Origin of the sequence: Maribacter taeanensis (assembly GCF_047345145.1) — a bacterium.
In the GTDB taxonomy this organism is placed as follows: Bacteria; Bacteroidota; Bacteroidia; order Flavobacteriales; family Flavobacteriaceae; genus Maribacter_C.
This window is the reverse complement of record NZ_JBLFER010000002.1, coordinates 479,088-505,533: the sequence shown is the minus strand read 5'-3', so window position 1 is coordinate 505,533 and position 26,446 is coordinate 479,088. Positions and strand designations below refer to the sequence as shown.

Here is a 26,446-nt window from a genome sequence, read left to right as displayed (position 1 = left end):
CCAAACGGTTTGTAACCATTCTTAGCTGATATTGTTCTTCAAACATGATACAGCTTAAACAGCATCATTTTGTGCTATCATCAAAGGGATTTTCATCTCAGTTATTACTCCTTCACCATTTTTGAGGTTAGAAAAGGAAAAGCTAAAATTGTCTACAAACAGCGTTTCTAATCTTTCTTGAACATTTCGAATTCCAAATCCAGAATTATGGCCCTTTACTGGAATTGGTGTCCCATTATTCTGGATTTGTATTTTCAACCAATTATCCATTTTTGAAATAGATAAAGCGACCCTAAGATCGGTTGAAACATAAGAATACCCATGTTCAAAGGAATTTTCCATTATAGGCTGAAGTAGCATACTTGGAATAAGCGCTTCTTCTACCGCTTTATCAATATTAGTTTCAACAGATAAATGATCTGAAAAACGAGTTTGCATGATTTCAATGTACTTATTCAGGATAATAATTTCCCTACGAACTGAAAGCATATCCTCATCCTTTACCAATAATACTTCTCGCAAGAGATCTCCCAAATTCCCAATCATGTGTTGCGCTTTATAACCATCCTCTTCGATAAGAGAGGAAATACTATTTAAAGTATTGAATAAAAAATGTGGGTTTAATTGAGATTTTAACGCCTGCATTTTAACATTTTGCAATTGTTTTGCCAGTTGTGTCTTTTGAATTTCCGCCTTACTAATTCGCTGAAAATAGTAATACGAGTAAATAATGCTTACAAAACCTGCATATGCTAAAAAATTCAAAGTGGAACCATACAAAGTATTTACAAATGCAGCTCTACTAAACAACTCGAGTGGATCTCCGTAAACAAAATAATTATATATCGTATTCAGCAAGATGACTAAAAAAGCATAGAGTATTGAAAAAACAAAATGCAATCCTAAACTACTATACCAGCTTAAGTTTTTCCTTATCATCATTTTGGTGACAAAAAGTATAGATATAATTAGCGGAGGTATAATGAGAAAATTGCATAAGACTGGCCCGAACACAACAACTGACCAATCCATATCAACGAATCTAGATTCGTCCATGAATTTTAAAATAACTCTTCGCGAGATATAAATCACATGATAAGCGGCCATGTAGCCTAATAAAATTCCAAATAACTTTTTGTCGATACGATTCTTCATTCCTTGATACCAACTTTTTTTAGAAACCCTTTTCGGTATCCTTTACTTACTCGAAGTAATACCCCATCTGGCATTTTTACATCAAGCTCTCCAAAGCTCGAGTAGACTAATTCAACGATATAGGTCAGATTAACAATACTTGATCTATGAATTCTTGTAAAAACTACTGGATCTAATCCTTCTAAGATACTATGCATTGAATCTCTCAACACATATTTCGATTCTTCACTATATATCTCAATGTAATAATTAGAAGCCTTTATATATCGTATTTCTTTAGTACTCACAAAAAGAGTTTTTTTCTTATCTGGGATAGGAATCCGACTTTTGTACAAAGCTTTGGAATTGAGACCCATTGTGTCAAGTAGTTCTGTTATTGTTTTTCCCAGCTCCTTCTTTTTTCCCTTTTCTAAATTGGCAATTGCATTCTGCAATGACTTATAAAAGCGTTTCTCAGTATATGGTTTTAATAAATAATCAAATGCACATACTTCAAAAGCCTTTATAGCATAGGAATCAAACGCTGTAACAAATATTACCAAAGGAGGTATTTGGTTCAATGATTTTAAAACCTGAAACCCAGTCATATCTTTCAATTGAATATCTAAAAAAACAATGTCAAATCGAAAAGAGTTTATTTTACGAATAGCCTCTCTTCCTGTTCCAACAATTCCTTCGATTTTAATTTTATCAACTCCATTCAATAATCTTTGCATGCGTTTTCTAGCTAACGGTTCATCATCAACAATAAGTACAGAGATTATTTCTTCCTTCATGTTAGGGGCTTTTAAAAAATATTTAACCTTCGACTACAATTTATACAAAATAGTCTTCCCTATTCTTTCTTCTGAACTTACAGCACTTTTAAAAATACTTTCACAGCAAGAAAAGGTCGATTCACATCAAAAAAAGACACCCTCCATTCAATTAAAAAGCAGGTTAGAGTTTATAATATACTTTTATCAAAATTTTAAAACTCAAAGTTGTAATGAATAAAATCTATACCTTTCTTGTAATTTTATCTATTATATTTTCAGGCTGTGACAAGAAAGAATCTTCTGTTGTTGTCGACAGACCTACTGGTTCTGGTGTTGATATGGTACCCGCAAATTGTAATGTTGAACTAGTTAGTGTCAACCGAATTACGGCTGATGAGGTAACCGAAGAAGCTGAATTGGGTGATTATTTCTTTACTCTTAAAAGTATTAAGACCGAAAAGGAAGAAATTTCAATAGAAGGCCGTTATGCAAAAAGCGGAGCGGCAGTCGAAATTGTAACGATATCATCGCCAGGAGCTGTTGGTATAGATGAAACTATTATAATAAAAATTAGCAGTGATGAAATTAATACTGAAGAAGATTTCGATTGTATGGAATACGTGGTAAAAGTTAAGGTAAAAGATTCACCCAATTGCGAATATACTGGTACTGACTGTTAATTTGGTAAGTATTAAGTCAACAATTTTAGGTCATTCCAACATGAAAAAGAGCCTCTCCTTGATTGACCACTGCTTGATGATTAACACAGCAAATATATCCATCAAATGGCGCCTTGATTTGTTTGGTTCGTTTAGCAAAAGTGTCAGTTACAATACCTAAAATTTGTCCTTTTGAAATCTCACTTCCATTGGTGATTTTAGGTATAAACATTCCTGCGGTTGGAGCGCGTAACCATCTCCTATTACTTAAATGAATCGTTTTGTTTCGTTCAACATATTCAGGTTCTGAATTGCTGGTCATTCCGAAGTGTTTTAAAACATTCAAAATACCTTGCATTCCCTCCATAATAGAATAATCATCAAAACGCATACTTTCTCCTGCTTCAAAGACAACCGTCGGTTTATTCATTCGGAAAGCAGCATTTCGAAATGAGCCTTTAATCAGTTTTGAAGGAAAAGATATGGGCGCATTAAAGATTTCGGCTAGCTCTGCACTTTTTTCGTCTTCTGCTGTATATCTTATTTGAGGGAAGTTATGTCTTTGTCCTCCTCCGGTATGCAAATCGATGCCTAAGTCGATTTGATGCATGATTTCGGTAACATAGTGATAAGCCATCCTGCTTGCCATTGAACCTGTTTTGGTTCCAGGAAAACTCCGATTTACATCTTTTCCATCAGGAACGTCTCTAGAAAAATGAATAAATCCGAAGATATTTAGAATAGGCACGGCAATTACAGCTCCTTTATTAACTCGAAGTCTTTTTTCTGCTAGCATACGACGTACAATCTCAATGCCATTTATCTCATCGCCATGCAAACCTGCCTGCACCAAAACGGTTGGCCCAGGTTTTTTAGCATTAAAAACATAAACTGGAATGTCTATCAACGTGCCCGTTGGCAGTCTATCAATACTGATTTTCAGAAGTTTATCCTCTCCCGGAGAAACGGTTTGCCCTCCAACAACGATATCTTTATTTTCTTCTACGACGTCCATTTCTTTCTACAAATAGTACAATTTCTTTGGCAATATTTACTCCTGTTGCAGCTTCAATTCCTTGTAACCCTGGGGATGCATTTACTTCAATTAATAAAGGTCCTTTTTTAGAACGGATTAAATCAACGCCAGCAACTCCAAGGCCAAGATATTTGGTGGCATTCAAAGCGATTTGTTGTTCTTTAGGGCTCGGCTTAATCACCTCAGTATTACCCCCTCGATGAACATTTGAGCGAAACTCACCTACTTCGCTAGAACGCTTCATACTTGCAACAATTTTATTTCCTACAACAAAAATACGGATGTCTTCCCCATTAGACTCTTCTATATATTCTTGAATTAGAATACTCGTATCCATTTTGTAAAAGGTGTCAATTATCGATTTTGCCGATTTTTTAGTTTCGGCTAAAATCACCCCTAAACCTTGAGTTCCTTCCTGAAGTTTAATGATTACAGGCACACCACCTAAAATCTCAATTTGTTCGCTTATGTTATCAGGGTTGATTGCAAATAAGGTTTCTGGAATGGGAATACCCTTTCTTGACATAATTTGTAGCGTTCGAACTTTGTTTCGAGCTCTTGTGATACTCAATGAACGGGCAGTACTAAAAATTCCGTTCATTTCAAATTGCTTTACAATTGCAGCGCCGTGACGTGTTACTTTTGTGCCAATTCTTGGTATGACTGCATCAAACTCATTGGTTATATTTTCACCTAAATAAAATATTTGAGGTTTCCCCTTGCCAAGTTTTACCACACACTTGGTGTGGTCAATCTGCTCAATATAATGGCCTAATTTTTCAGCTTCTTCGGCTATTCTTTTTGTAGAATATACGTTCATGCTGACCGATAAAAGTCCAATATTCATGGTTAGTTTTTGCTAGGCTTTTGGTTCTTTATCTAAATATCGGTCAAAAAATCGATACCGCTTAAAATAGCTTTAAACTTTTATGAAATTACTTTTAGCACTGTTTAATTTTTAGGTAGAATTTCAATCGTTTTCGCTCAATATGTTAAACGCTATTTTGTCCTTCTTTAAAATCCGTACAAATAGTATACTAAAGACACTCAAAGTTTGTTAATAACTTGGTTCTGCTGTATTTTTGTAAAGCTAAATAAACAACTAATGAGTGCATTGATAAAATCTTCACTTGCCCGAAAAGTAGTCATGGCCTTATCAGGTCTTTTCTTGGTTTTCTTTCTCGGACAGCATTTTGTAATAAATGTAACCTCCGTAATTGCGCCCGATACTTTTAATTCTTGGTCGCATTTTATGGGTTACAATCCACTAGTGCAATATGTACTTCAGCCTATTTTGATTGCTGGTGTAATTATCCACTTCGTAATGGGTTTTGTTTTAGAACTTCAAAATCGAGCCGCTAGGGGGGTAAAGTATGTGAGCTATAAAGGCAGTGCCAATGCGCCTTGGATTTCAAGAAACATGTTGATTTCTGGCGCCGTAGTCTTGGCTTTCTTAGGACTTCACTTTTACGATTTCTGGTTACCGGAAATGGCCTACAAGTATATCGAAAGCAATCCGGAAGATGCTACAAGATACCATGAAGAAACAGTTCATAAATTTGAGCCTTTCTGGAGAACTGTAATTTATATTATCTCATTTGTTCTGTTAGCATTGCATTTATTACATGGTTTTGCTTCCTCGTTTCAAACTATGGGTGTGAATAATAAGTATTCATCAGCCATAAAAACGTTTACTAAAGTATATGCTATTGTCATTCCGGCAGGTTTCATTTTCATTGCTTTATATCACCATTTTAATCAGATAACTCACTAAGTATGGGCATAATGGATTCAAAAGTTCCAGCTGGGCCATTGGCCGATAAATGGACTAATCATAAAAATCACATAGACCTTGTCAATCCTGCTAACAAGCGAAACATCGACATTATCGTTGTGGGTACTGGTTTGGCTGGAGGTTCTGCTGCTGCTACTTTAGCAGAACTAGGATACAATGTAAAGACATTTTGTTATCAAGATTCGCCACGACGAGCGCATTCGATTGCTGCTCAAGGAGGGGTAAATGCGGCTAAAAACTATCAAGGTGATGGCGATAGTGTATATCGTCTCTTCTACGATACCGTAAAAGGCGGTGATTATCGGTCACGCGAGTCAAATGTGTATCGTTTGGCTGAAGTTTCTACGAATATCATTGACCAATGTGTGGCTCAAGGAGTTCCTTTTGCCAGAGAATATGGAGGTCTGTTAGACAACCGTTCTTTTGGTGGTGTTTTAGTTTCCAGAACTTTTTATGCTAAGGGACAAACTGGCCAACAACTATTGTTAGGTGCCTATGCTGCATTGAATCGTCAAATTAAAAGAGGAAAGATAAAATCTCATACGCGACATGAGATGCTTGACTTGGTAAAAGTTGATGGAAAAGCTAGAGGTATTATTGCGCGAAATCTAGTTACCGGAGAAATTGAACGTCATTCCGCGCATGCTGTGGTATTAGCGACTGGGGGTTATGGAAATCTGTTTTTCCTATCTACCTACGCGATGGGTTGTAACGTAATGGCGGCTTGGCGTGCGCACCGAAGAGGTGCTTTCTTTGCCAACCCTTGTTTTACGCAAATTCACCCAACTTGTATTCCTGTTTCTGGAGATCATCAATCAAAATTGACGTTGATGTCAGAATCATTACGGAATGATGGTCGTATTTGGGTTCCAAAACGTCTTGAAGATGCACAAGCCATCCGAGAAGGAAAATTAAAGCCGACTCAACTTGGTGAAGGAGAGCGCGATTATTATCTAGAAAGAAGATATCCTGCCTTCGGAAACTTAGTTCCGCGTGATGTAGCCTCAAGAGCTGCAAAAGAGCGTTGTGATGCCGGTTTCGGAGTTAATAAAACAGGCGAAGCTGTTTACTTAGATTTCAGCGCTGCCATCATGAGGTACGGAACAGAAAAGGCCTTAACCTCAGGAATGAAAAATGCCGATGACAAAACCATCCGAGCTTTGGGCGAAGAAGTTATCGAAGCGAAATATGGAAACCTTTTCCAGATGTACGAGAAAATCGTAGATCAAAATCCGTACAAGACACCTATGATGATTTATCCTGCGGTGCATTATACCATGGGTGGACTTTGGGTTGATTATAACCTTCAAACTACAATCCCTGGATGCTACTCGGCTGGTGAAGCGAATTTTAGCGATCACGGTGCTAACCGCCTAGGTGCTTCGGCTCTGATGCAAGGTTTGGCTGATGGCTATTTTGTATTACCTTATACCATCGGTGATTATCTATCTGACGATATTAGAACAGGTGCTATTTCAACGGATACCGCTGAGTTTGACGAAGCGGAAAAACATGTTAGAGATCGCATTGAGAAATTAATGGGAGGAAAAGGCGAACATTCCGTGGATTATTACCATAAGAAATTGGGTAAAATCATGTGGAACAAATGTGGAATGAGTCGTAATGCCAAGGATTTGCAAGAAGCAATCGATGAAATTGCAGCCTTGCGAGCTGATTTCTGGGAAAATGTTCGTATCCCAGGAAGCCCAGATTCGAAAAACCAAGAACTTGAAAAAGCAGGACGTGTTGCGGACTTCTTAGAGCTTGGTGAATTATTTGCGAAAGATGCATTAACTAGAAATGAATCTTGTGGAGGGCATTTCCGTGAGGAATATCAAACTCCTGAAGGAGAAGCGCTTCGTGATGATGAAAATTTCAAATTTGTTTCGGCATGGGAATACAAAGGTGAACCTAAGGATGCTGTTTTACACAAAGAGGAGTTGAAGTACGAAAACATAGAACTGAAAACAAGAAGTTATAAATAAGAGGCTATGAAACTGAATCTAAAAATATGGCGTCAAAAAGATGCTAAGTCAAAAGGCCAAATGGTTGAGTATCCTCTAAAGGGTATTGAAGAAGACATGTCTTTTTTAGAGATGTTAGATGTACTGAACGAGCAATTAATCAATAAAGGGGAAGAGCCCATAGAGTTCGACCATGATTGTCGCGAGGGTATTTGTGGGACTTGCTCAATGCAAATCAACGGACAACCACATGGCCCAGATAGACTGATAACAGTTTGTCAGCTGCACATGAGAAGCTTTAATGATGGAGATACTATTGTAATCGAGCCTTTTAGAGCGAAAGCCTTTCCGGTAATTAAAGATTTGATTGTAGACAGAAGTGCTTTTGATCGTATTCAACAGGCTGGTGGTTTTGTTTCCGTCAATACTTCTGGGAATACCTTAGATGCGAATGCTATACCTATTGGCAAAGATATCGCTGATACGGCCTTTAATTCAGCCACTTGTATCGGTTGCGGCGCTTGTGTTGCAGCTTGTAAAAATGCTAGTGCCATGTTATTTACTTCTGCCAAAGTATCACAATTCGCTTTACTACCACAAGGACAAGTAGAAGCTACTGAAAGAGTTCAAAATATGGTTCGCCAAATGGATTTAGAAGGTTTTGGTAACTGTACCAACACTGGAGCATGCGAAGTAGAATGCCCGAAAGGAATTTCATTAGAGAATATTGCTCGTATGAACAGAGAATATTACGGAGCTAGTTTGAAAGGATAGGTTTTTCAAACTCCAAAAAAAACCAAAATCCCAAATTCCAATTGCTGGTATTTGGGATTTTTCATTTAATTAATTTTGTAGTTGTAAAAACCTAGTCCATCTGTTTTTTGATTACTTTAAAGAATTGCTTAATCTGGTTCAGGGGTATCTCAAAATCTGCATATTCTGGAGAAGTATTCAGACTATGACATGTAATTGTCTCGTTTTTTTCGTCATGACGCACTAATTCCTTGCACAAAATACTTTCCCCATAAATAATTACAGCCTTGGAGTTTTTATACTTTTCATTTAGGGTTAAATTTTCAAGTGGAACTTCCTTACCAAGAACTATTGAGCCATTTAGAATGCCATCTATTCTGTCATTTTCCATAGAACTACCCACAATCTCAAACGCCATCAAGTTACCTTGCACTGCATCTTTTATCATAAAACTTATTACAGGCAACTTGCTTAAAAAATCTTCATTTTGAAACTCTCTGCAATACTGAGAATAGTTCTCTGAAGTTACCAAAGGAATGCTTATTATATTTTTTTTGGTGCCTATAGGTTTTATCAAATAAGTAGAATTTTGGAATTTCGACCCATAAACGACTTCTTCTTCATTAACCTCTTGGGAATATAGCTCAGCTATTGTGACTTCAAAATACTCGGCAATTTTAGTTAAATTTTTTATGGGAATGTTAGCATTCTTCTTTTCGTAAAGCTGAATAGTACGTAAGCTAACCCCAATAGCATTGGCTAAATCAGTTTGATTTATTCTTTTTTTTCGTCTTAGTTGCTTCAATACAAACATAAAATTGTAATATTGCGTAATAATCTTACATATTTTGTTGTATATGTAATTATATTACAGATAATTGTAATCCGTTTACAAACAAATATAACAAAATGCGCAATTTAACTGTGTAAAACTAAAATATAGATTTTAAATACGCTAAAACCACTATAGTTAAAAATAAATACTAATCCCTTAAAGATACCCTTCAAAAATGTTTGAACCAGAAGACTACGGAAAACCCATCAGCGAAAGACTATCTACTATATTAAGAAGAAATGCTACCAAAGATGATTTTGCGAACGTCGCGGCCGACACCCGTGTCAGTTTCTCAACAATTCGTGACGTAGTCTATAGAACCAATAGTCTTACATACTCAAATTCGAAAGCTATTCGAGAACTTATTAAAGTAGCTTTTGATAATGCCTTAGCACATCAATTACAAGCTGAAAATGACAAGCGTTTTTTAAACAAGCTCTTATAATATGTGACAACTGCAATATTTATCGATTTTATAAATCATCAGATTGCTTACTTTTGATTTCACATCAATAAATATGGCCGCAATAAAAAAAATCTCTTCAAAGTTACCTAATCTGCCAACTTCGATTTTTACCATCATGAGTAAGATGGCTAAAGAGTACAACGCCATAAATATTTCACAAGGATTCCCAGATTTTGATACTGACCCGAAGTTGATTGAATTGGTTACTGAAGCTATGAAAGCTGGCCACAATCAATACGCACCTATGTCAGGTATTTATTCTTTTAGAGCAGCTATTTGTGAAAAAGTAGAATCACTATATGGAGCAAAATATCATCCAAAATCTGAAGTAACGGTGACTTCGGGGGCCACCGAGGCTATATATTCAACCATTAGTGCATTCGTATCTGCTGGAGACGAGGTAATCGTCTTTAAACCAGCCTATGATTGCTATGAGCCTGCCATTTTAGGGAATGGTGGAATTCCCGTTTTCGTGCAACTAAATAACAATGATTTCAAAATCGACTGGAATGAATTTCAAAGTAAAATAAGTGCAAAAACGAGGATGGTAATTATTAATACTCCTCATAATCCCAGTGGAACAATTTTCTCTGAAAACGATATGCTTATGCTACAAGAAGCCTTAGAGAACACTAATATCATCTTGTTAAGTGATGAAGCATATGAGCATATTGTTTTTGATGGATTGAAACATGAGAGTGTAGCTAGATATCCAAAACTTGTTCCAAGAAGTGTTATTTGTGCTTCTTTTGGAAAGACTTTTCACATCACTGGCTGGAAAATAGGTTATTGTGTTGCTCCAAAAGAGTTGATGCAAGAGATTCAAAAAATACATGAATTCAATGTCTTCAGTGTCAGTCATCCTGTGCAAAAAGCATTGAACGAATATCTGAAAACGCCAAACAAATATTTAGAATTGAATTCTTTTTTCCAGAAAAAGCGTGATTTATTTCTAGAGGGCATAAAAGATTCAAGGTTCTCATACAAACCTTCTCAGGGCACGTATTTTCAATTGCTTGACTACTCTCAGATAACTGATGAAGGTGATGTAGCTCTTGCCAAACGCTTAACTATAGAAAATGGTGTCGCCAGCATTCCAATCTCGGTATTTAACGAAAACCAATTAGATAATAAATTGCTGCGATTTTGCTTTGCTAAAAAGGATGAGACCTTAGAAAAAGCTACCGAAATTCTCAGTAAAATTTAATCCAAAGCTTTAGTTACTAGCCTCATAAAATCTCCTATTTTGCTTGGCTCGAGCCATCGTGTTACCACAACCATATCATTCTCTTTATCAATCACAATAAAGTTACCTCCAAAGCCAGCGGCATAATAAATATTCTCTGAAAGACCTTCCCAATGACGGTTGCCCTTTTTATTGAGCCACCACATGTATCCGTAGTTCACATTTGGTTTTGATGGTGTCGTCGCTTTTTGAATCCAGCTTTCGCTGATGATTTGTTCATCATTCCATTTGCCATTGTTCAAGAACAGTAGCCCGAAGCGTGCCATGTCTTCTGCATTAATAAAGATTCCTGCTCCCGAGTGACCTCCACCGGTAACCGACTTCATTTTTAGTCCGTCAATTTCCGTCCAGGCATTTTCATAACCGTGCCAACGCCATGTTGTAGAACCGCCTATCTTGTCCATTATGTTTTCTTTAAGGACCAAAGGCATGGGTTTACGCCAAACGTGTGTAAGTGAGTATGCCAAAACATTTACCCTTACATCATTATACTCCATGACCGTACCAGGTTCTTTAGGTTTTTCGAATTTCCAATCGTCAATGCCACCCTCTTTGGGAGGTCTATCTGCCCAGTCTTTACCTCCCCATAATTCTCCAGACCAAGCTGAATTCTGTTGAAGCAAATGTTCCCAAGTGATTTTTGAATTGTGCTCTCCGTCGAAAGTGCCATCCCAGATATAATTGCCTACTTTATCGTTCGTATTAGCAATCAAATCCCGATCCTGCGCTAAGCCTGCCATGGTAGACAAAAAGCTTTTGGTAACACTGAAAGTCATATCAACGCGCTTTGAATCTCCCCATTTGGCAATAATATACCCGTTTTTAAGAATCATTCCAGCAGGGCCACCTCGCTTTTTGGTGGGGCCTAAAATTTTATGGAAAGGCTCTCTTTCAAATCCTTTCAAAATGGCAATACGCAAATCGCGAGAGCCCGAATATTCATTTTTTTCAGCAAAGCTAACTGCCTCTTGTAATTTTTCAGATTTTACATTGACCTCTTTGGGTAGTTTTTGTTCCCAAGTTGTATTTCTTTCAGGGAAATAATAATTGGTTTGAGCTACTGCAATATTTACGCAAAAGAACCATAGAACTATTTTGTAAGTCATTTTTCTATTTTTTTTAGGATGGCTAAAGTTATATCATATATTTAGAATCTGAAACCAAACAACCATAGCACTTCGGAGAAAAGAAATTAAATCCCGGAATTTGCCTAGAACACATTTTAAGTTCCATTGAAAACCTTTGATTTAAATATTTTTCAATTGATCATCATCCTTGGCTCTATTCAAGGATTGGTTTTTGCTGCCATTATATTTCTTAGAAAAAAATTCAGGATAAGAAGTAATGTTTTCCTGGGACTTATGATTGTTTTTATTGCGTTAAGCAATATACAACACATTTTAATTGACATGGAATTTCTATCGGAAGATAATATCATTCGAAAATTATATCTTCCTATTCAATGGTTAATAACCCCCATGTTCTTCTTTCATGTTCATGAAGTAGTACATCAACAAAGAGTGAAATTGTGGGTTCAAAACGCATTGCTTGCCCCAGTTTTTATAGTTACTGTAATACATATAATTCATTTTTTTTATTACCAAGGCAAGGTTTCTGTTGCCTCTATGCCTGATTATCACGAAGATGGCTTACTCTTATATATAAACTTTATATCCTTCTTGTTTCACGGAGCAGTCTTATACGTCATATTTCAGATGCTAAAAACTAGTTTAGAGACATCTAAGAAAATTGCAAGGAAAAAGAACAAAGAACAAAAATGGTATATGACTATTGTTATATTTTTTGTGATGATCGTAAGTATCGGACTTTCCGCAACATTTTCAATGATACAATTTAATATCGATCACACCTGGTTGCTCTATACTGTCTTTATATTGGTCTCTTTTGTAGGCTACTACCTAGGTTATGTTGGCGTCTATAGATCTACTCTTGTGAGTGAATTTAATCCTGGCCCCAATTCTGTTTCTAAAAATGGTTTGAACACCTATCAAAAAATACATTCCTATATCATCGAGGAACGTTGTTATTTGGATATGGATCTAAATCTTTCGGAAATTGCTCAAAAATTCAATATCTCCTCCGGATACTTGTCCCAATTAATCAGTACGCATAGCGAACAAAGTTTCAATGATTATATCAATGAGTTGCGAATACAAACTTCAAAAAAAATGTTGTTAAGTAATCAATTTGAGGAATATACAATTGAATCAATAGGCTTGGAATGTGGGTTTAAATCTAAATCAAATTTCTATACGGCCTTTAAAAAATTTACAGGACTCACACCGACAGCTTATGTTAAAAGCACGAAAAAGCGTCCTGTTTCTTAAACTTGTTATAAATATAGGACTTCTATAAGCCAAGTAAGATTAATTTTGCCGTTGCTTTTGTAAAGAGTCTGTCTTAAGAAAGCTTTAATGCAATTTTAGTACTTTTGCACTAACCATTTTGGAGCCTCTTCATCGCTGAAGAGGCTTTTTTATTTCAAATCGCATAAGCCAATCAGTTTGTTTGTCTTTGCCGATAAAGTATGGGTGGGTAGCGAATTTTGTAAAATTATGTCTTTGGTAGAAACGGATCGCATCGGTATTCTCTTCCCAAACCCCTAACCAGATATATCTTTTGTGTTTTTCGCCGGCTATCTCTATGGCCTTCTGTAACATCATTTTTCCGATTTGCTTTCCTTGAAATTCTTGCAAAACATATATGCGTTCTAATTCAATGGCCTCTTCAGATTTAATATCTGTTTGGGCATCCCCTGCATTCAACTTAAAATAGCCTGCCAATGCCTCATCCTTAATAGCAAAATAAAAAGAAGAATTAGGGTTTACTAATTGCTCTTTTATCGTACTCTTGTCAAAAGCAGCATCGATATAGGTTTCAAAATCCTCTGGGTTATTATCCTTTTCAAAAGCATTTACAAAGGTTGTTTTTGAAATTTCAATAAGTTGGTCCAAATGAGTAAGCGCACATTTTTGAAAGCGAAGCGGCATAATATATTATCAAGATACCTTAAATGTAACCGCTTTGATTGTTTTATGCAAGGTCGTCAAAGATTGTCGCCTTTACGAAACGAATTCCGTACGAGGGTGGGAATGATAATAAACAAAAAAGCAGCCTTTGGGAAAGCTGCTCTTTTTAAAAATCTTTGGGTTTGGAACCTATAACATAAATAGTCTGCGTGTTAATAATACAATGCCACTTAAAAAGTCATTCTTATATACTTGAATTTCTTTTTGCTTAGGTGCGTTCATTTGAGCTTCCATAGTAGTAGGTTTAAATATTAATCATCTTTTAAGATGGGTAAAGTTGGGACATGTTTATTACTTTATTTCAAAGTAAAGGTAGTATCTAACGTAAAGAAGGTGAAACTATTGTTGTAAATCGAGTCTAAAACGTTGTGAATAATATAAAGTGTCAATTTATTCGATATAATACAACCAAAGAGAGTATTATAACGACATTTCAGGAATATCTCCTTCTACGATCAAAGTGCCTTCAGTCGCATTTTTAATATCCGTAATACTTATCCCTGGAGCTCTTTCTAATAAACGGAAACCATCAGGTGTTACTTCAAGCACTGCCAAATTGGTAACGATTTTTTTGACGCAACCTACTCCTGTTAATGGAAGGGAACACTTTTTCAAAAGTTTAGAAGCCCCCGTACGATTTGTGTGCATCATTGCTACAATGATATTTTCTGCGGACGCAACTAAATCCATTGCACCCCCCATACCTTTTACCATCTTTCCTGGAATTTTCCAGTTGGCAATATCTCCATTCTCTGAGACCTCCATTGCACCTAAAATAGTTAGATCTACATGTTGGCCCCGAATCATTCCAAAACTAGTTGCAGAATCAAAAAAAGAAGCCCCTTCGAGCGTAGTAATTGTCTGCTTGCCTGCATTAATAATATCAGCGTCTTCTTCACCTTCAAAAGGGAAAGGGCCCATACCTAAAACTCCGTTTTCACTTTGGAACTCCACTTCAATATCATCGCGCACGAAATTAGCCACAAGGGTTGGGATGCCAATTCCTAGATTGACATAATAGCCATCCTTTACTTCTTGAGCTATTCTTTTAGCAATTCCTTCTTTACCAAGCATAATTGAGGTATTATTTTCTTATTCTGAATAAATTAAATTGATGAGCCTTCTTTTGTTCATAGCTCCATACATATATCGGTATTGAAAAAGTTATTGTAGCAATAAGTCCAAAAAAAGAAATCAAAATTACTGTTGCAATAATTCCTAAAGGTATCCCTAGAAACACAAGTCTATTATCTACAACAGCGACAATCTTATTTAAATGCTTTTTTTCCATCTTACCACAACTGTTGCAATTCACTTGAATTTCATCGGATGAAAGCTGCTTCTGTAAAATAGCTCTATCATCTGCCTTCTGCGAAAGATAATTTTGTTTTTTACATGACGAACATATGTATGTTAATCTCATGACTAATTACCTAGATCGAACTGTAAGTTGCTCAATTCTTTTCTCATAGTTTTTCCCCTGAAAAATTCGTTTTACGAAAATTCCTGGGACATGAATTTCATTTGGATCTAATTCTCCAGCTGGCACTAATTCTTCTACCTCAGCAACCGTAATATTGGCGGCTCCACACATACAGGGGTTAAAATTACGTGCCGTTCCTTTGAAAATAAGATTGCCTGCTTCATCACCCTTCCAGGCTTTGACAAAGGAAAAATCTGCTTTATAAGCCATTTCTAAAACATACATCTTGCCATTGAACTCTCGTGTTTCCTTTCCTTCGGCAACTTCTGTTCCGTAACCAGCGGGCGTATAAATAGCAGGAAAGCCAGCTTTAGCTGCTCTACATTTTTCTGCCAAAGTACCTTGAGGTGTAAGTTCAACTTCCAATTCACCACTCAACATTTGGCGTTCGAATTCATCATTCTCACCTACATAAGATGAGATCATTTTTTTTATTTGCTTTTTTTGAAGCAATAAGCCAAGTCCAAAATCATCAACCCCAGCATTGTTTGAAATACAGGTAATATCTTTTATTCCTAAATTTACTAACTCTGCTATTGCATTTTCAGGAATTCCGCATAAGCCAAATCCTCCTAACATAAAAGTCATTCCGTCTTGTACCCCTTCTAAGGCCTCCTTGATATTATCGACTTTTTTTCGAATCATTTTCGTTATAAATTAATGGGGATTCTACACTATTTGATGAACTAATTTACGGTTTTTAATCCAATTTTTTTCAACGAAAACACCCAAGACTTTTAAAAATCCTGGGTGTTTCTGCTTCACTTATTACGAAGTAATATTCAGTTTAAAAACTGATGTCATCTAAATCATCGTCAGGGTCAGCATTCTTCTTTGCATCCTCAAGAATCTTCTCGCAATCAAGATTAATTGACATACCAGATGGTTTAGGAAAAGTACCATCGGAAATGCCTAAATCTTTATTCTCGTAGTTTTTCTTCATATATATTCCCCAGATAGGCAAAGCCATCGCGGCTCCTTGTCCGTAAGCAGTATTTTTGAAGTGTATTGAGCGATTGTCACCTCCTACCCAAACTCCAGTCACTAAATTAGGCACCATACCCATAAACCAACCATCACTATTATTCTGTGTAGTACCCGTTTTACCGGCAATAGGGTTCGTAAATCCGTATGGGTAACCCGTTACAATCTCTTTATAAATCGTGCTATTTTTCAAATGCTTATGTCTTAGGCGTGTTCCCGAGCCGGATTCGGTAACCCCTTTCATTAAATCTATCATCGCATAAGAAACCTCTTTGTTTAAAACGTCTTTGGTTTCGGGTACATATTCATAAAGCACTGTACCGTTTTTATCTTCGATGCGGGTGACCATAACCGGCTTTACATAAACACCTTGATTTGCAAACATTCCGTAAGCACCAACCATTTCATAAACGTTCATTTCTGCAACTCCTAAAGCTATTGCAGGTACTGCAAGCATTTCACGAGTAATACCAGCATTCTTTGCGATAGAAACTACCGACTTAGGTCCCACCATATCAATTAATTGGGCTGTAATTGTATTCTTAGAATTTGCCAAGCCATTTTTTAAGGTATAGGCTTTACCTGAAAATTTACCGTTTGAGTTTTTAGGGCCCCATGCTTCAGTATTACCATGTTTGCCGGCTTCAATCCAATATTCAGTATCTGGAAAGGTATCACAAGGTGATAAACGCAATTGATCAATAGCCGCTGCATAAACAAAAGGTTTAAACGTAGAACCCGCCTGTCTAGTACCTTGCTTTACGTTATCATATTGAAAATGTTTATAGTCAACTCCCCCAACCCATGCCTTGACATGACCCGTTTGTGGTTCCATAGACATCATTGCGGTGCGCAAAAATGTTTTGTAATATCTAATGGAATCCATTGGAGTCATGATCGTATCTTTCTCTCGATTTTCACTTTTCCAGTCAAAAACGGTCATTTCTCTTTTTTTGGCAAATGATTCTCTAATATTTTTTTCAGACTTACCTTCTTTCTGCATTTGACGCCAACGGTCAGACGTTTTCATCGCACGCTCCATTATAGAGGCAATCTCGCTCTTTTCCAAATCAAGAAAGGGGGCAGTTCTATTGCGATCTGGCTTATTTTGATTAAAGAACTCAGCTTGTAGTTTGCGCATATGCATGTCAACCGCCTCCTCAGCATTCGCTTGCATTCTAGAATCTACGGTGGTATAAATTCTTAATCCATCTAAATACAAATTCCATTTGTCTCGTTCACCTTCCAAAGCAGGCTTTGGGTTTTTAGCAATCCAACCATTCATAAATCGCTGGATATACATTCTAAAATAAGTCGCCAAACCATCACGATGCGATTCAGGGTTATAGTTTAAATCAATGTCTAATCCCAGAAGAGAGTCTTTTTCCTTTGGAGTTATATAATTGTATTTCGCCAATTGACCTATTACAAGGTTTCTTTTATTCTGCGTTCTTTCAAGACGACGTAGAGGGTTAAATAAGGAAGAATTCTGCAGCATACCAACAAGCATCGCTGATTCTTCAATTTTTAATTGTTTGGGCTCTTTACCAAAATAAATTCTCGATGCCGAACGAATACCATCTGCATTATTACCAAAGTCATAAATGTTGAGATACATTTTAATAATTTCCTCTTTGGTATACCTGCGCTCTAACTGTACTGAAATGACATATTCTTTTGCTTTTTGTAATACTCTTTGAATTGGGTTTCTTGATCTAGTACCCACATAAATTTGACTTGCCAATTGTTGAGTAATTGTACTTCCACCGCCACGACTTCCCAAATACGAAAGTGCTCGTAAAGTACCAAACCAATCAATACCCGAGTGTTTATAAAAACGAACATCTTCGCTGGCAACTAAAGCATCAACTAAATTTTGAGGTAAATCTTCATATGATACAGGAGTACGGTTATCGTCTAAATAAAATTTTCCCAACAACTCATCATCAGAAGAAATGATTTGCGAAGCCAGATTGGTTTGAGGGTTTTCAAGAGATTCGTAGGTTGGCAATGGACCCAACCAACCCCAAGAAGCTGATAAAAATAGAAGTGCCACAGAGAATACTCCAATGCCAAATAAAATCCAGAACCATTTGATAAATTTGAAATAGGACGGTTTACCTTTCTTGCCTGCCGATGAGGCAGTTTTCTTTACGGCCTTTGCCATATGCTTATTTATTACTTTTTACAATTTCGTATCCAACATCGGTGATTCCCTCTAAATTCACTACTCCCTCTACATTGCCATTTTTTCTCATAGCGTGAGAAACACGTAATGTATATACGCCTGAAGAGTTAAAAACGATGTTTTCTTTATACCATAATTTATTTTCCTTTACTCCACCATACCCTTTACCTAACCAAGTGCCATCAGGCAAGGCCATTTCGTACTCCAGCGTGTCGGTGACACTTTCTCCATCAGGAAATTTAAGCTGTGCTATCAAAAAGAGGTTGTTGTAGGGAAAGGAATTATCATTTCGAACATTAATAAACATGTCGTGTTTTTGAATCGTATCCATTTCGGAAAAAACGAACTCAATAACATCGTCTTTCGCCCAAGACCCATTGTCAGTAGGTTGAAATTCTGCTTTCACGAGACCCTCACTACAAGAGCTCATAAAGACAAAAGCTAACAAAGTAAAAATACCCCTAGGTATTTTTAGGGCGGCTTTTCGAACGATTTGCATTCTTGTTCTTATTTCTATGATTGTTATTGCTTGTACTTTTCTTACTTTGATTTTGACCAGAATTCTGTTTTTGCCTTTGGTTGTTTCCTCCTTTACGCTTTTTATTTCGGTTTCTATTTCGACTATTCTTACTGCGTTTAGGCTTGTCAAAACGCGTTAAACTGTCTTGTCCAACAACATTTTCAAAAACAACACGCTCCTCAATTTCAACAATATTCTCAACAGCATACTCTTCGAGACTGGCGACCTTTTCCTTTTTCTTATTCTTTTCTAAAATTTCTTTGACCTGTTCTGGGGAAAGTACGTGCCAATTTGCCGGATCGTCTTTATATGAAAACCACAACTTCTCTTTAAAAATATCTGTTTTTTGACAAAATGCCAATCCTTTTTCGGTAAAGAGTTTGGTGTCTTGCGCCGGAAAATCTTTTAGTGCATCTATATACACATCTAACTCATAATTCAGGCAGCATTTTAACTTTCCACATTGTCCTGCTAATTTTTGCGGATTCAATGACAGTTGCTGGTATCGGGCAGCTGAAGTGCTCACCGATCGAAAATCCGTCAGCCAGGTGGAGCAACAAAGCTCTCTTCCGCAGGAACCAATTCCACCTAAACGCTGCGCTTCTTGACGATAACCTATTTGTCGCATTTCAATCCGAATTCCGAAGGCCTTCGCCATATCTTTAATCAACTGACGAAAATCTACTCGTTCTTCTGCAGTATAATAGAAAGTAGCTTTAGAGCCATCTCCTTGAAATTCAACATCGGAGATTTTCATTTGAAGTTTTAGAATAATGGCAATCTCTCTAGCTCGCTTTTTAATCTCCTCTTCTCGGTCGCGGCATTTTTGCCAAATATCAATATCTTTTTGAGAAGCTTTTCGGTAAACTTTTGGCAATTCAAGATCATTGAAATCTACCTTTTTGCGTTTCATTTGAACTTTTACTAGTTCTCCTGAAAGTGTAACCATTCCGATATCATGACCTGATTGCGCTTGAGTAGCAACCACATCACCTATAGACAATGATAGATTTTCGGAGTTTCTAAAAAATTCTTTTCTACTGTTTTTGAATCGCACTTCAACACAATCAAATGGTTTTTCACCACCTGGAAGTGACATATTGGAGAGCCAATCAAAAACAGTTAATTTATTACAACCATCGGTACCACAAGTGCCATTATTCTTGCATCCACGTGGTTGTCCGTCCTTACCGGTCGAACAACTGCTACAACTCATATTTTATATGTTGGTTTGGCCTTTTCGAGGGAAATGGGCCAAAAAAGGTTCATACTAATCTTAAGAGTAAAGATAGTATAATTTGTGACGGGAAGGAAATAGGTTTACCGTTTCAAGTTCACAGTTTATTCGTCTAAATCCATGTCTATCTCTTCATCTTCAATATCAGGCACATCGTACTTATAATAAAGTACTAGGCCAATAGCAATGAGAGAAATCCGAATAATCCAACCTACTGTTTCTCCGAAGAAATCAATCCATGCCAATAGCAGAAGTTCCAAAGGCAGAAAAGAAAGTAGTGTTGACAAGATTCCTGCTATCGCTATTCCTAAACCTAAATTTGATCTTTTAATTTTTTCGTTTCTATCCATAGAATTAAAAGGCTACTTCTTGAACTTCAACACTTCAGATCGCCCTTTTTTGAAAATCTTATTGCTCACCACTTTACCTTTTCGCAGTGCTTTTTGCTCTTCATAGGGAAGGTTATGAACTTCTTGACATTCTGTAGAACAGCAATTATCCATTTTTTCAGCACATTCGGTACACTGAATAAACAGCAAATGGCAAGCTTCGTTTGCACAGTTTTCATGGGTATCACAAGCCTTTCCGCATTGGTGACATTGTGCTATCACATCATCAGAAATACGTTCTCCTCTTCTGTGATCAAAAACGAAATTCTTCCCCTTGAATTTATTTTCCAAATTCTTTTTTTCTACCTGGCGGGCATATTCTATGATCCCGCCTTCAAGCTGATAAACCTGCTTGAAGCCCTTATGTTTGTAGTAGGCACTTGCTTTTTCACATCGAATTCCACCAGTACAATACATGACCAACTTCTTGTCTTCTTTATGGTCGGCCAAATCTTTTTCGATTATATCTAGAGAATCCCGAAAAGTATCTACATCAGGAGTAATGGCATTCTTGAAATGCCCAATTTCACTTTCATAGTGGTTTCTCATATCAACCAAAACTGCATCCGGGTCTTCAATTAGTTCATTGAATTGTTCAGCCCCAACATGAATTCCTTTGTTTGTGACATCGAATGTTTCGTCATTCAAACCATCAGCTACAATCTTCTTTCGGACTTTTACTTTCAACTTCAGAAATGATAAATTGTCTTGCTCAATAGCAATATTCAATCGCACATTTTCTAAAAAAGAGATACTGTCCAAATGTGCTTTGAACTTTTCAAAGTTTTCTGCTGGAACAGATAATTGCGCATTGATTCCCTCATGAGCCACATAAATACGCCCAAGCACTTCGAGTTCGTCCCAATGAATAAAAAGATGGTTTCTGAAAATCGACGGATTGCCGATATGTGCATACGTATAGAAAGAGATCGTAAGGCGTTCTTGCCCAGCTTCTTTGATGAGTGCTGCCCTTTCTTTTGCACTTAAGGTATTGTACAGTTGCATGCTATACTAATATTTAAGTTTAAGAATAGTAATCCGATAATTATCGGAAAAGCAAAAATAAGAATAATCAAAAAAAGAGCCCCGAAAAATCGAGACTCTTTACCGGCCGTTCCATTTTTTTCTTCTTCATAGCAGTTTCAGAAATAAACAAAAGGAAGAGGCCACCGTTGCCCATTGCCGTTCAAAACAATAGAAATTATTTGAGTTAGTTCTATCTATTTTTGAGATAGATGTAGCTTTTCTAAAAAGGTTGCGTCGCTCATTGTTATATGCGAAAAGAATTGGTAATTTAGCCATCCTTCTAAAACGAGATAATTATGAGTTCTGAAAAAGATGCAAAACTAAAAGCCCTGAAATTAACCCTTGATAAACTTGATAAGACCTACGGAAAAGGTGCTGTCATGAAGATGGGTGATAGTGTGATTGAAGATGTTGAAGTTATTCCTTCTGGTTCACTAGGCTTGGATATTGCATTAGGCGTTGGAGGGTATCCTCGTGGTAGGGTTATTGAAATTTACGGTCCTGAATCTTCGGGTAAGACTACTTTAACTCTACATGCTATTGCTGAAGCTCAGAAACAAGGTGGCATTGCTGCTTTTATAGATGCAGAACATGCGTTCGACCGTTTTTATGCGGAAAAATTAGGCGTTGATATCGACAACCTTATCATTTCTCAACCTGATAATGGGGAACAAGGCTTAGAGATTGCAGATAATTTAATTCGCTCTGGTGCTATTGATATCGTTGTTATTGACTCTGTTGCTGCCTTAACTCCGAAAAGTGAGATTGAAGGCGAAATGGGAGATTCCAAAATGGGGCTTCACGCGAGATTGATGTCTCAAGCTTTGCGAAAATTAACTGGTTCAATAAGCAAAACACATTGTACCGTAATTTTCATCAACCAACTCCGTGAAAAGATTGGCGTTATGTTTGGTAATCCTGAAACAACAACTGGGGGTAATGCACTTAAATTTTATGCCTCAGTTCGTTTGGATATTCGTAGATCTACTCAAATAAAAGATACTGATGGTGGCGTTCAAGGAAACAAAACCCGTGTTAAAGTCGTAAAAAACAAAGTCGCGCCTCCGTTTAGAACCACTGAGTTCGATATTATGTATGGGGAAGGTATTTCTAAGGCAGGTGAAGTTATTGACCTTGGCGTTGAGTATGAAATCGTCAAGAAAAGCGGATCTTGGTTCAGCTATGGAGATACTAAATTGGGACAAGGTCGTGATGCTGTTAAAGCTTTGCTGCTAGATAACCCGGAGTTGTTTGAGGAATTAGATGGCAAAATTCGAGAAGCTATAAACGCTCTAAAATAGGCAGGCACCGAGTTTTACTTTTTCTTACGCAACCTTTACGGTTTATTTACATCTTAAAACCAAACCGATTGCTTATGAAGAAGCCTTTTTTCATATTCTTATTCGCTATTGTTTCTTTTCTCATGAGTTCATGCGATCTTGATGACGGGCAAAACTTTCATTTTTTGCCCCTACAAATTGTTAGTGCCGAGTTGCCAGAATCATTTACATTGAATGAAACTTATAAGATTCAAGTGACCTACAACCAACCTGATGGGTGTACGGGTTTCGCTGGTTTTGAGGTAAATGATCAAGATCTTACAGTGCGAAACGTAGTGGTAGTAGGTACTCGAAGAACAGATCAAGATACTTGTATCGCAAATATTGAAGAACAAACAACTTCATTTGATTTCATAGTAAAATATTCGCAACCATATACCTTTCGTTTTTGGCAGGGTGAAAGCGAAAGTGGCGAACAACAGTATTTAGAGATTATGGTTCCTGTGAACTAAAACTCGAATACAAAAATTAATCTAACCAACATTTTGAGTCTGGAAAAACTCATTGAAGATTGTAAGCAGGGAGACCGGAAGGCACAAGCTCAACTTTATAGAAAGTACGCTTCTATATTGTTTGGAATTAGCCTGAAGTACTCGCGCAATAAAACTGAGGCAGAAGACAATCTGCATGATAGCTTTATGACCATTTTTGACAAAATAGGTCAATATAGTGGCAAAGGGTCTTTTGAAGGATGGATGAAACGTATTACCGTAAATACCGTATTACAGAAGTACAGAAAAGAAGAGCATTTGAATGTAGTATCTGAAAATACCGAGGAAGAAATTGAAGTTGATTCAGGGTTTGCAGATATCAATCTTCAGACCTTACTGCGGTACATTCAGGAATTGCCGAACAAGTATCGACTAACCTTTAATATGTATGTTTTAGATGGATATTCTCATAAAGAAATCAGCGAAAAGCTAGGAACATCTGCCGGAACATCAAAATCAAACCTAGCAAGAGCTAGAATGATTTTAAAGGGAAAAATCGAAGATGAACAAACGAAAGCCATCATTGGTCTGATCATATTTTCTATGCAAGATTTGGTTTAATCGATGAAAAAAATCCGTTCCTGATCTAAATTCAGGACATACATCAAAATAAAAACCTTATAAAATGGGTAAAAAGAATTTAGACAAACTGTTTCAAGAGAAACTAAAAGACTTTTCGGAAGTTCCCGATGAGAAAGTCTGGCAGTCGATTGAAGCATCGCTAGACAAAAAGAAAAAATCACGCAAAATCATCCCGATTTGGTGGAAATTGGGCGGTATTGCCGCAATGCTCGTCTTGGGCCTATTTCTATGGAATCCCTTTGAGGACAATTCTGTAAACTCTCCGATTATTACCGATGTGAATAATGAAGTAAAAAAAACATCCAAAGAAAAGAAAACAGATCAACAGATTAAAAATCAGAATTCTAGTCAAGGCCAGATTGTAGATACTCAAAAGGATAATACTTCAAGTGAAGAAAATGATAGCTCAATTGAGCAAATTGCAAATGCAAACGCTGATTCAAAAAAAGATTTGAAATCCAATTCGATTAAGAAGCAATCTCAAAAAGAGACTATTTATTCTCAAAATTCAACAGCAATCAAAATTGCCGCTGGAGAAACTCAGAGATCAATTGATAAGAGAGATGCCAAAAACTCTAAAAAAGAATTTGCTCCTACTATTCAAGAAACAGCCGTTGTAGAATCAGAATTACTCGATTCAAAATTTAAAGAAACTCCTGCGCAAGAAATTAAAATAGATTCCCAAGAAAAGCCTTTTTCTAATGAAATAAATACTCAATCAAAAGAAGGTATTGCTCAAAATGAGGAGAATAATAACATCAGAGAGTTAGAAGAAGCGGCAAAAAAGAAATCTCTTTTCGATGAAATTGCTGAACAGGAACAAGAGGAAGTCGTTGCTGAGAATTCAGGAAGCAGATGGTCAGCCGGGCCGAGCATTGCACCTGTTTATTTTAATGCGATGGGCGAAGGGTCACCAGTACATTCTATCTTTGTACCAAACGGAAAATCAGGTGATGTAAATCTTAGTTATGGTCTTTCTATAGCCTACGAAGTAAATAAAAAGCTTAAGATTAGGTCTGGTGTACACAAGGTTGACTATGGTTATCGAACTAACGATATAGAATTTTCTTCTTCATTGGAAAATGCAACAAGTGACCAAATCGATAATATTGATTATACGATTACCTCAAAGAGTTTAGTCGTAACAAGCAAGGCAAGTTCGCCAGTTGAAGCATCAAATCAAAACTCATTTTTAGATTCTAGCTCTGAAGACGTTTCTGCAGAAAGCCCTGCACGCGATGGCGTAATGGCTCAGCAGTTTGGATATTTAGAAGTACCTGTTGAACTGAATTATGCCTTAGTTGATAAAAGATTTGGAATCAATTTAATAGGTGGTATTAGTTCTTTATTCTTAGTTGACAACTCTATTTCTCTTTCGTCGGGTGAGTTAACGACAGACGTAGGTGAGGCAAACAATATTAATTCAGTGAATTTTAGTACGAATGTAGGCTTTGGCGTGAATTACAAATTCACGCCAAAAGTACAATTGAATATAGAACCTATTTTTAAATATCAGCTCAATACTTTCTCCGTAACTGATGGAACATTTAATCCTTTTTCTGTAGGGGTTTATAGTGGTCTGAGTTTTAAGTTTTGATAGCAGCTTAAAAAATATATCTGAAATAAACTGCCTGCCAGCGGGCAGTTTCAGGATAATGAAGTTGGTTGGTTATCCATTTATTAAAATGGGTGTAGAGCGCCTTGCAAAATTTGTAAGGCGTTTTATTTTTTAGTCAATTCATTTAGAATAACTTCCCTTACTTCTTCCCGGAGTGTTGATTTGTCTTCTTCAGCTAAAAGTCCTGTTTTGAAAAAAGTATGCACTTTCGCCCTTAACTTTCCGGGGGATCCACTCAAAAATGTAAAAGAAAAACGCTTTTTACTATCGTAAAATGTCATTGGAACCACTGGGATATTATGTGCAATCGCCATTTTGAAAGCGCCATCCTTAAAACTATCTAAAACTACATTCTCCTCAGGTACACCTCCTTCTGGAAAAATACAAATACTCAAACCCTGGTTTAATCTTCGCTGAGCTCTTCTATAAACTCCTGTTCGGCTTCTCGTATTTTCGCGATCAACCATGATACAAACTCTTTTAAAGAAAAATCCGAAGACGGGAATTTTTGCTAATTCTTTCTTCCCAACAAATACAAAAGGGTTTTTACTAATGCGCAACATTAACATAATATCGAGCATACTGGTGTGGTTGGCCACTAACATATAGCTCTTGCCCTTCTCTAGTTTTTGTTCTCGTATTATTTTCGGAGGACATCCCATTCCATATAAAATAGGCGTAGCCCATAAGTTTCTTGCCAACCAAAAAAACTGAGGGTACCATTTTTCCGAAAGTGTTGTAACCAATAGGAATGGAAAAAACAAAAAAATGGGTACTGCGACCAAAATGTAAAACCAAATACGGTACGCTATGTGCCCAATGTTTTTAAGAATGGTAATCATGATCTCAAAAGTAACGCCATTTTTTGGTA

At 36.8% G+C, this 26,446-nt stretch carries 27 protein-coding genes; 11 read left to right on the top strand and 16 right to left on the bottom strand.

The genetic code is table 11. From position 1 onward, the window contains the following. Window positions 1-54: 54 nt before the first annotated feature. Both ACKWCD_RS08080 and ACKWCD_RS08075 read right to left on the bottom strand, forming a co-directional pair. Window positions 55-1,155, bottom strand: a complete 1,101-nt coding sequence (locus ACKWCD_RS08080) for a sensor histidine kinase (RefSeq protein WP_413983432.1) — start codon at window positions 1,153-1,155, stop codon at window positions 55-57. Beyond that, window positions 1,152-1,931, bottom strand: coding sequence for a LytR/AlgR family response regulator transcription factor (locus ACKWCD_RS08075; RefSeq protein ID WP_413983431.1), 780 nt, complete (start codon window positions 1,929-1,931; stop codon window positions 1,152-1,154). Before ACKWCD_RS08075 ends, ACKWCD_RS08080 begins: the two co-directional genes overlap by 4 nt. 212 nt (window positions 1,932-2,143) lie before the next feature. On the opposite strand from ACKWCD_RS08075, the gene ACKWCD_RS08070 reads away from it, so the two are divergent. Then, entirely contained in the window at window positions 2,144-2,593 is a 450-nt protein-coding gene (locus tag ACKWCD_RS08070) for a hypothetical protein (RefSeq protein ID WP_413983430.1), read from the top strand. Between the two features lie 25 nt (window positions 2,594-2,618). On the opposite strand, the gene ACKWCD_RS08065 is transcribed toward ACKWCD_RS08070, so the two are convergent. After that, a complete protein-coding gene (locus ACKWCD_RS08065) occupies window positions 2,619-3,587 on the bottom strand; it encodes a succinylglutamate desuccinylase/aspartoacylase family protein (RefSeq protein WP_413983429.1) in 969 nt (322 codons plus the stop codon). Continuing rightward, window positions 3,565-4,455, bottom strand: a complete 891-nt coding sequence (locus ACKWCD_RS08060) for a RimK family alpha-L-glutamate ligase (protein WP_413983428.1) — start codon at window positions 4,453-4,455, stop codon at window positions 3,565-3,567. Before ACKWCD_RS08060 ends, ACKWCD_RS08065 begins: the two co-directional genes overlap by 23 nt. Window positions 4,456-4,713: 258 nt before the next feature. On the opposite strand from ACKWCD_RS08060, the gene ACKWCD_RS08055 reads away from it, so the two are divergent. The 3 genes from ACKWCD_RS08055 to ACKWCD_RS08045 are packed head-to-tail and all read left to right on the top strand — an operon-like array spanning window position 4,714 to window position 8,141. Next, window positions 4,714-5,382, top strand: a complete 669-nt coding sequence (locus ACKWCD_RS08055; protein ID WP_413983427.1) for a succinate dehydrogenase cytochrome b subunit — start codon at window positions 4,714-4,716, stop codon at window positions 5,380-5,382. A 2-nt stretch (window positions 5,383-5,384) separates the two neighbouring features. Then, window positions 5,385-7,388 carry a fumarate reductase/succinate dehydrogenase flavoprotein subunit gene (locus tag ACKWCD_RS08050; RefSeq protein ID WP_413983426.1) on the top strand — a complete coding sequence of 668 codons (2,004 nt, stop codon included), beginning with the start codon at window positions 5,385-5,387 and terminating at the stop codon, window positions 7,386-7,388. Between the two features lie 6 nt (window positions 7,389-7,394). Continuing rightward, a complete protein-coding gene (locus tag ACKWCD_RS08045; RefSeq protein WP_413983425.1) occupies window positions 7,395-8,141 on the top strand; it encodes a succinate dehydrogenase/fumarate reductase iron-sulfur subunit in 747 nt (248 codons plus the stop codon). 91 nt (window positions 8,142-8,232) lie between these two features. Here the strand turns inward: ACKWCD_RS08045 and ACKWCD_RS08040 are convergent, their stop codons facing one another. Further along, entirely contained in the window at window positions 8,233-8,934 is a 702-nt protein-coding gene (locus tag ACKWCD_RS08040) for an XRE family transcriptional regulator (RefSeq protein WP_413983424.1), read from the bottom strand. A 196-nt stretch (window positions 8,935-9,130) separates the two neighbouring features. On the opposite strand from ACKWCD_RS08040, the gene ACKWCD_RS08035 reads away from it, so the two are divergent. Next, entirely contained in the window at window positions 9,131-9,400 is a 270-nt protein-coding gene (locus tag ACKWCD_RS08035) for a hypothetical protein (RefSeq protein ID WP_413983423.1), read from the top strand. Between the two features lie 73 nt (window positions 9,401-9,473). Beyond that, window positions 9,474-10,628 carry a methionine aminotransferase gene (locus ACKWCD_RS08030; protein WP_413983422.1) on the top strand — a complete coding sequence of 385 codons (1,155 nt, stop codon included), beginning with the start codon at window positions 9,474-9,476 and terminating at the stop codon, window positions 10,626-10,628. Here the strand turns inward: ACKWCD_RS08030 and ACKWCD_RS08025 are convergent. Then, complete coding sequence (locus tag ACKWCD_RS08025) at window positions 10,625-11,773, bottom strand: serine hydrolase domain-containing protein (protein ID WP_413983421.1); 1,149 nt, start codon at window positions 11,771-11,773, stop codon at window positions 10,625-10,627. The two genes, ACKWCD_RS08030 and ACKWCD_RS08025, sit on opposite strands and share 4 nt — an antisense overlap. A gap of 303 nt (window positions 11,774-12,076) precedes the next feature. Here ACKWCD_RS08025 and ACKWCD_RS08020 point away from each other — a divergent pair, with 303 nt between their 5' ends. Further along, the gene (locus tag ACKWCD_RS08020) at window positions 12,077-13,015 is read left to right on the top strand and encodes a helix-turn-helix domain-containing protein (RefSeq protein WP_413983420.1); all 939 of its coding nucleotides are present in this window, start codon (window positions 12,077-12,079) and stop codon (window positions 13,013-13,015) included. Between the two features lie 129 nt (window positions 13,016-13,144). Here ACKWCD_RS08020 and ACKWCD_RS08015 read toward each other — a convergent pair whose 3' ends face one another. The 9 genes from ACKWCD_RS08015 to trhO all read right to left on the bottom strand — a co-directional run bounded on the left by ACKWCD_RS08015 (window position 13,145) and on the right by trhO (window position 21,523). Further along, entirely contained in the window at window positions 13,145-13,678 is a 534-nt protein-coding gene (locus ACKWCD_RS08015) for a GNAT family N-acetyltransferase (protein ID WP_413983419.1), read from the bottom strand. Between the two features lie 459 nt (window positions 13,679-14,137). Continuing rightward, window positions 14,138-14,791 carry a 3-oxoacid CoA-transferase subunit B gene (locus ACKWCD_RS08010; RefSeq protein ID WP_413983418.1) on the bottom strand — a complete coding sequence of 218 codons (654 nt, stop codon included), beginning with the start codon at window positions 14,789-14,791 and terminating at the stop codon, window positions 14,138-14,140. A gap of 10 nt (window positions 14,792-14,801) precedes the next feature. After that, window positions 14,802-15,140, bottom strand: a complete 339-nt coding sequence (locus tag ACKWCD_RS08005; protein WP_413983417.1) for a hypothetical protein — start codon at window positions 15,138-15,140, stop codon at window positions 14,802-14,804. Between the two features lie 6 nt (window positions 15,141-15,146). Then, window positions 15,147-15,845, bottom strand: coding sequence for a CoA transferase subunit A (locus tag ACKWCD_RS08000; protein WP_413983416.1), 699 nt, complete (start codon window positions 15,843-15,845; stop codon window positions 15,147-15,149). Window positions 15,846-15,987: 142 nt separating this feature from the next. Then, entirely contained in the window at window positions 15,988-18,351 is a 2,364-nt protein-coding gene (locus ACKWCD_RS07995; protein WP_413983415.1) for a penicillin-binding protein 1A, read from the bottom strand. Between the two features lie 4 nt (window positions 18,352-18,355). Beyond that, window positions 18,356-18,871, bottom strand: a complete 516-nt coding sequence (locus tag ACKWCD_RS07990; RefSeq protein WP_413983414.1) for a gliding motility lipoprotein GldH — start codon at window positions 18,869-18,871, stop codon at window positions 18,356-18,358. Next, entirely contained in the window at window positions 18,834-20,108 is a 1,275-nt protein-coding gene (locus ACKWCD_RS07985) for a PSP1 domain-containing protein (protein ID WP_413983413.1), read from the bottom strand. The genes ACKWCD_RS07990 and ACKWCD_RS07985 overlap by 38 nt, the downstream gene beginning before the upstream one ends. A 125-nt stretch (window positions 20,109-20,233) precedes the next feature. After that, entirely contained in the window at window positions 20,234-20,479 is a 246-nt protein-coding gene (locus ACKWCD_RS07980; RefSeq protein WP_413983412.1) for a hypothetical protein, read from the bottom strand. 12 nt (window positions 20,480-20,491) lie between these two features. Beyond that, on the bottom strand, window positions 20,492-21,523 hold the full coding sequence (trhO, locus tag ACKWCD_RS07975) for an oxygen-dependent tRNA uridine(34) hydroxylase TrhO (protein WP_413983411.1): 1,032 nt from the start codon (window positions 21,521-21,523) through the stop codon (window positions 20,492-20,494). Window positions 21,524-21,840: 317 nt separating this feature from the next. Between trhO and recA the strand changes: the two genes are divergently transcribed. The 4 genes from recA to ACKWCD_RS07955 all read left to right on the top strand — a co-directional run bounded on the left by recA (window position 21,841) and on the right by ACKWCD_RS07955 (window position 25,554). Next, window positions 21,841-22,845, top strand: coding sequence for a recombinase RecA (gene recA / locus ACKWCD_RS07970; RefSeq protein WP_413983410.1), 1,005 nt, complete (start codon window positions 21,841-21,843; stop codon window positions 22,843-22,845). A gap of 74 nt (window positions 22,846-22,919) precedes the next feature. Continuing rightward, entirely contained in the window at window positions 22,920-23,336 is a 417-nt protein-coding gene (locus ACKWCD_RS07965; protein ID WP_413983409.1) for a hypothetical protein, read from the top strand. A 33-nt stretch (window positions 23,337-23,369) separates the two neighbouring features. Next, window positions 23,370-23,936 (top strand): RNA polymerase sigma factor, encoded by a 567-nt coding sequence (locus tag ACKWCD_RS07960; RefSeq protein WP_413983408.1) that lies wholly within the window; start codon window positions 23,370-23,372, stop codon window positions 23,934-23,936. A 64-nt stretch (window positions 23,937-24,000) separates the two neighbouring features. Next, window positions 24,001-25,554, top strand: a complete 1,554-nt coding sequence (locus tag ACKWCD_RS07955; RefSeq protein ID WP_413983407.1) for a hypothetical protein — start codon at window positions 24,001-24,003, stop codon at window positions 25,552-25,554. 125 nt (window positions 25,555-25,679) lie between these two features. Here ACKWCD_RS07955 and ACKWCD_RS07950 read toward each other — a convergent pair whose 3' ends face one another. Further along, the gene (locus ACKWCD_RS07950; RefSeq protein ID WP_413984122.1) at window positions 25,680-26,417 is read right to left on the bottom strand and encodes a lysophospholipid acyltransferase family protein; all 738 of its coding nucleotides are present in this window, start codon (window positions 26,415-26,417) and stop codon (window positions 25,680-25,682) included. Window positions 26,418-26,446 lie beyond the last annotated feature (29 nt).

Coding starts and splice junctions, on each gene's coding strand:
- ACKWCD_RS08080 (WP_413983432.1), bottom strand. CDS start 1,155: ATGAAGAATCGTATCGACAAAAAGTTATTTGGAATTTTATTAGGCTAC.
- ACKWCD_RS08075 (WP_413983431.1), bottom strand. CDS start 1,931: ATGAAGGAAGAAATAATCTCTGTACTTATTGTTGATGATGAACCGTTA.
- ACKWCD_RS08070 (WP_413983430.1), top strand. CDS start 2,144: ATGAATAAAATCTATACCTTTCTTGTAATTTTATCTATTATATTTTCA.
- ACKWCD_RS08065 (WP_413983429.1), bottom strand. CDS start 3,587: ATGGACGTCGTAGAAGAAAATAAAGATATCGTTGTTGGAGGGCAAACC.
- ACKWCD_RS08060 (WP_413983428.1), bottom strand. CDS start 4,455: ATGAATATTGGACTTTTATCGGTCAGCATGAACGTATATTCTACAAAA.
- ACKWCD_RS08055 (WP_413983427.1), top strand. CDS start 4,714: ATGAGTGCATTGATAAAATCTTCACTTGCCCGAAAAGTAGTCATGGCC.
- ACKWCD_RS08050 (WP_413983426.1), top strand. CDS start 5,385: ATGGGCATAATGGATTCAAAAGTTCCAGCTGGGCCATTGGCCGATAAA.
- ACKWCD_RS08045 (WP_413983425.1), top strand. CDS start 7,395: ATGAAACTGAATCTAAAAATATGGCGTCAAAAAGATGCTAAGTCAAAA.
- ACKWCD_RS08040 (WP_413983424.1), bottom strand. CDS start 8,934: ATGTTTGTATTGAAGCAACTAAGACGAAAAAAAAGAATAAATCAAACT.
- ACKWCD_RS08035 (WP_413983423.1), top strand. CDS start 9,131: ATGTTTGAACCAGAAGACTACGGAAAACCCATCAGCGAAAGACTATCT.
- ACKWCD_RS08030 (WP_413983422.1), top strand. CDS start 9,474: ATGGCCGCAATAAAAAAAATCTCTTCAAAGTTACCTAATCTGCCAACT.
- ACKWCD_RS08025 (WP_413983421.1), bottom strand. CDS start 11,773: ATGACTTACAAAATAGTTCTATGGTTCTTTTGCGTAAATATTGCAGTA.
- ACKWCD_RS08020 (WP_413983420.1), top strand. CDS start 12,077: ATGGAATTTCTATCGGAAGATAATATCATTCGAAAATTATATCTTCCT.
- ACKWCD_RS08015 (WP_413983419.1), bottom strand. CDS start 13,678: ATGCCGCTTCGCTTTCAAAAATGTGCGCTTACTCATTTGGACCAACTT.
- ACKWCD_RS08010 (WP_413983418.1), bottom strand. CDS start 14,791: ATGCTTGGTAAAGAAGGAATTGCTAAAAGAATAGCTCAAGAAGTAAAG.
- ACKWCD_RS08005 (WP_413983417.1), bottom strand. CDS start 15,140: ATGAGATTAACATACATATGTTCGTCATGTAAAAAACAAAATTATCTT.
- ACKWCD_RS08000 (WP_413983416.1), bottom strand. CDS start 15,845: ATGATTCGAAAAAAAGTCGATAATATCAAGGAGGCCTTAGAAGGGGTA.
- ACKWCD_RS07995 (WP_413983415.1), bottom strand. CDS start 18,351: ATGGCAAAGGCCGTAAAGAAAACTGCCTCATCGGCAGGCAAGAAAGGT.
- ACKWCD_RS07990 (WP_413983414.1), bottom strand. CDS start 18,871: ATGCAAATCGTTCGAAAAGCCGCCCTAAAAATACCTAGGGGTATTTTT.
- ACKWCD_RS07985 (WP_413983413.1), bottom strand. CDS start 20,108: ATGAGTTGTAGCAGTTGTTCGACCGGTAAGGACGGACAACCACGTGGA.
- ACKWCD_RS07980 (WP_413983412.1), bottom strand. CDS start 20,479: ATGGATAGAAACGAAAAAATTAAAAGATCAAATTTAGGTTTAGGAATA.
- trhO (WP_413983411.1), bottom strand. CDS start 21,523: ATGCAACTGTACAATACCTTAAGTGCAAAAGAAAGGGCAGCACTCATC.
- recA (WP_413983410.1), top strand. CDS start 21,841: ATGAGTTCTGAAAAAGATGCAAAACTAAAAGCCCTGAAATTAACCCTT.
- ACKWCD_RS07965 (WP_413983409.1), top strand. CDS start 22,920: ATGAAGAAGCCTTTTTTCATATTCTTATTCGCTATTGTTTCTTTTCTC.
- ACKWCD_RS07955 (WP_413983407.1), top strand. CDS start 24,001: ATGGGTAAAAAGAATTTAGACAAACTGTTTCAAGAGAAACTAAAAGAC.
- ACKWCD_RS07950 (WP_413984122.1), bottom strand. CDS start 26,417: ATGATTACCATTCTTAAAAACATTGGGCACATAGCGTACCGTATTTGG.